General features: G+C 65.7%; 3 protein-coding genes. All 3 read right to left on the reverse strand.

The genetic code is table 11. The features are described from left to right. Positions 1–1163: NADH-quinone oxidoreductase subunit N (locus tag AC3AYF_RS19025; protein ID WP_295041203.1), on the reverse strand; the 1163-nt coding region annotated here is incomplete at its 3' end. After that, a complete protein-coding gene (gene nuoM / locus AC3AYF_RS19030) occupies positions 1160–2686 on the reverse strand; it encodes an NADH-quinone oxidoreductase subunit M (protein ID WP_149436076.1) in 1527 nt (508 codons plus the stop codon). The genes nuoM and AC3AYF_RS19025, both read right to left, overlap by 4 nt. 93 nt (positions 2687–2779) lie before the next feature. Next, on the reverse strand, positions 2780–3859 hold a 1080-nt coding region (locus AC3AYF_RS19035), incomplete at its 5' end, for a proton-conducting transporter transmembrane domain-containing protein (RefSeq protein WP_295041202.1).

The raw sequence follows: 3859 nt of genomic DNA on the forward strand, positions 1-3859 counted from the left end.
GATAGCATCGACACCGTCATCACCGCGGTGAGATAGGGCCGACGCCAGAACAGGCCCCGATAATGGTGCAGCGGGCTCGCATCCGCCGTACCGCCGGTGGCGACGTAGGGGCTGGAGACCAGGGTGACGACGCCGAAGGCGCCGAGCGTGGTGAGGACATAGGTGACCAGGTAGATGCCGACGGTCTCGACCGCCAGGCCCTGGTTGACCACCAGCGCCACCAGCAGATAGCCGAAATGGGCGATCGACGAATAGCCCAGCAGGCGCTTGAGATCGTTCTGGGTCAGCGCCAGCAGGTTACCCACCAGCATGGTGATCACGGCGATGAAGCCGAGCAGGTCGTGCCACCAGTTCTCGTGGAAGGCCAGCGTCGACTGGAACAGCCGCAGCAGCACCAGGAACACCGCCACCTTGCTGGCGGTAGCCAGAAACGTCGTCGCCGGCCCGGGGCCACCCTGATAGACGTCCGGGGTCCACAAGTGAAAGGGCACGATGGAGAGCTTGAACGCCAGCCCCACCAATAGCAGGCCAGCCCCGGCCAGCAGCCAGGGGTCGCTGCCACGAGTCGAGAGCGCCGCCCCCAGCTCGGCGAAGTCCAGCGTGCCGGTCACCGCGTAGAGCAGCGCCATGCCGAACAGCAGGAATGCCGTCGCCGCCGCCGACAGCACCATGTACTTGATGCCGCTCTCCAGCGCGCCGCGGTCCCGGAAGGTATAGGCGAGCATCCCGAACAGCGGCATCGACAACAGCTCGATACCGAAGAACAGTGTCGTCATGTGACGCGCCGAGACCAGCACCAGGCCACCCGCGGCGGCGCTCGTCAGCAGCAGGTAGAACTCGTCCCGCGGCCCCTCGTAGCCTTCCAGATAGTGGTGAGCCAGGGTGACGCAGGCCAGCGTCGACATCAGCACCAGCACCCCGCCGAAGCGGGAGAGATCGTCGACCACCAGTACCGAAGTGACGTCCACCGTGCCCAGCGTCCAGCCGAACAGCAGCGCCAGCAGCGCCGCGTTGAGACCGACGGCGGTGAGAATGGCGCTCAAGGTGTGATTGCGCTTCCAGGCGATCGAGAGCATCACCACGATCACGGTCAGGCAGACCAGGATCAGCGGGGATATGGCGAGCAGGGCCATCATGGCACCTTGATTGACGACATCGCTCATTGGGCACCTCCCGTCATCGCTGCGGCTTGCTGAACGCTCTGCTGTACCACCTGCATGGCGCTGGCAGAGGTATCCAGCAGCGGTTGGGGGTAGATACCGAAGAACACCACCAGCGCGACGATGCCAAACAGCAGTATCGTCTCGCGCCGGTCGAGGCCGGCCAGCGGCGTCTCCTCCGCCGGCGGCCCGTAGTAGACCCGTTGCATGATGAACAGCGAGTAGACGGCGGCCAGGATCAGGCCGGCGCTGGCGATGACCACGATCCAGGGCGCCACGCCGAAGGCACCGAACATCACCATGAACTCACCGACGAAATTGGCGGTACCGGGCAGCCCCAGCGAGGCCGCCACGAACACCAGTGCGAAGCCCGGCAGGCCGCGGATACGCCCCCACAGGCCGCCCATCTGGCGCATGTCGCGGGTGTGCAGTCGCTCGTAGAGCTGTCCGGAGAGGATGAACAGCCCGGCGGCGGAGAACGCGTGCGCCACCATCAGCGCCACCACGCCCTGCAGCGCCAGTTCGGTACCGGCATAGATACCGATCAAGACGAAGCCCATGTGCGAGATACTGGTATAGGCGATCAGCCGTTTCAGGTCCTGCTGGCCGCAGGCCAGGATCGCCCCGTAGAAGATACCGATCAGGCCCAGCGTCATCGCCACCGGCGCGAAGGCCTGGGAGGCTTCCGGAAACAGCGGCAGTGCGAAGCGCAGCATGCCGTAGGCCGCCGTCTTGAGCAGAATGCCGGCGAGGTCGACGCTACCGGCAGTGGGCGCCTGGGCGTGGGCATCCGGCAGCCAGCCGTGCAGCGGCACCACCGGCAACTTGACCGCGAAGGCGACGAAGAAGCCGAGCATCAACCACCAGGCCGTGGTCTCCGACAGCGGCGTGTTCAACAGATCCGCGTAGGCGAAGGTGTATTCGCCAGTCGCCCCGTGATGGGCGAACACCAGGCCCAGGATGGCGATCAGCATCAAAAGGCCACTGGCCTGGGTGTAGATGAAGAACTTGGTCGCGGCACCGATGCGCGAACTGCCCTGGGAGCCGCTGTGCCCCCACAGCGCGATCAGGAAGTACATCGGCACCAGCATCATTTCCCAGAACAGGAAGAACAGGAACAGGTCGATGGCGAGAAAGACCCCGACCACCCCGCCCAGGATCCACAGCAGGTTGAGGTGGAAGAATCCGACCCGACGCACGATCTCCTTCCAGGAACAGACCACCGCCATGGCACCGAGCAGGCCGGTCAACGCGATCATCAGCAGCGACAGGCCGTCGATCGCCAGATGCAGCTGAATGCCGAAGCGCGGGATCCAGTCCGCCTGCCACTCCAGCGTCCAGGCGCTGGCGGCGCCCTCCGCCGGCAGCTGAAAGTCGCTGCTGACCCAGAGCCCCAGCACCATCAGCAATTCCAGCAGCATGGTGCCCAGTGCGATCCAGCGAGGCGCCTGGTCGCCAAAGCGTTCCGCCTGCCAGCACAGCAGGCCGCCAATGAAGGGGATCAGTATCAGCCAGACCAGAGTCATGAATCAGCCATCCGCGATAGAGTGAATTCCGTTGGCGCCCGAACAAGGGTCGTCGGGGCCTCGACGCCGCTTACCGTATCTGCGCTCATCCCGTCAGCCCACCAGCAGGAAGACGAGCAGCAGCGTCGCCCCCAGCACCATCGATACGGCGTAGTGACGCATCAGGCCCGTCTGCGTCGTTCGCAGCCCCTGATGAGAAGCCCGTGCCAGCCACGGCAGGATATTGCACAGCGAGTTGATCCAGTCGCCCCGGTTGACCCTGACCACGCCCCGATAGGGACGCACGAACAGCCAGTCGTAGAGCGCGTCGAAACCCCAGGCGTTGTGCCAGAACGTCCACAGCCGGGCGCCGCGCGGATCGGCCATGCCACGGCGAATCAGATCGCGCCGGCGCTTGAACAGCCAGCCCGCGAACAGCACGCCGCCGACGGCCACGATCATGGCGGTGAACTCCAGGATATGGACTGCCGTGCCCTCGGCGACCGGACCGGGCGGCAGCACTTCGTCCAGCGGCGGAGTCAACTGCGCGCCGATGGCCGTCGACATCACGATCAGCACCACCAGCGGCGTGCCATGCACCAGCCCCTTGCCGGCATGGGCGCTGCGGGCGTTGTCGCTCTTGGGCTTGCCGTGGAAGGTACCGAGGATCAGCCGCACGGTATAGATCGATGTCAGCAGTGCGCCAAGCAGCCCGGCGAGCATCAGCACGCCATGGCCGGAAGCGAGTGCCGAGACCAGGATGGCGTCCTTGCTGTAGAAGCCGGCCGTCACCAGCGGCAGCGCCGCCAGCGCCGCCCCGCCGACGATGAAACCGGCGTAGGTCAGCGGCAGCTTGCGCCACAGCCCGCCGAGACGGCGCATGTCCTGCTCGTGATGGGTGCAGATGATCACCGAGCCGGCGGAGAGGAACAGCAGCGCCTTGAAGAAGGCGTGGATCATCAGGTGGAAGATCGCCGCATCGAACGCGCCGACACCCAGCGCCAGGAACATGTAGCCGATCTGGCTCATGGTCGAGTAGGCCAGCACCCGCTTGATATCGGTCTGCGCCAGCGCCGCGAAGCCCGCCACCAGCAGTGTCAGCGCACCGACCACCCCGACCAGCAGAAGGACGTCCGGCGCCATCAGGAAGATGCCGTTCATCCGCGCGATCAGGTAGACGCCCGCGGTGACCAT

The organism is Salinicola sp., assembly GCF_982684285.1.

Bases quoted from the DNA above. Each gene is read 5' to 3' on its own strand.
- nuoM (WP_149436076.1), bottom strand. From the start codon at position 2,686: ATGACTCTGGTCTGGCTGATACTGATCCCCTTCATTGGCGGCCTGCTG.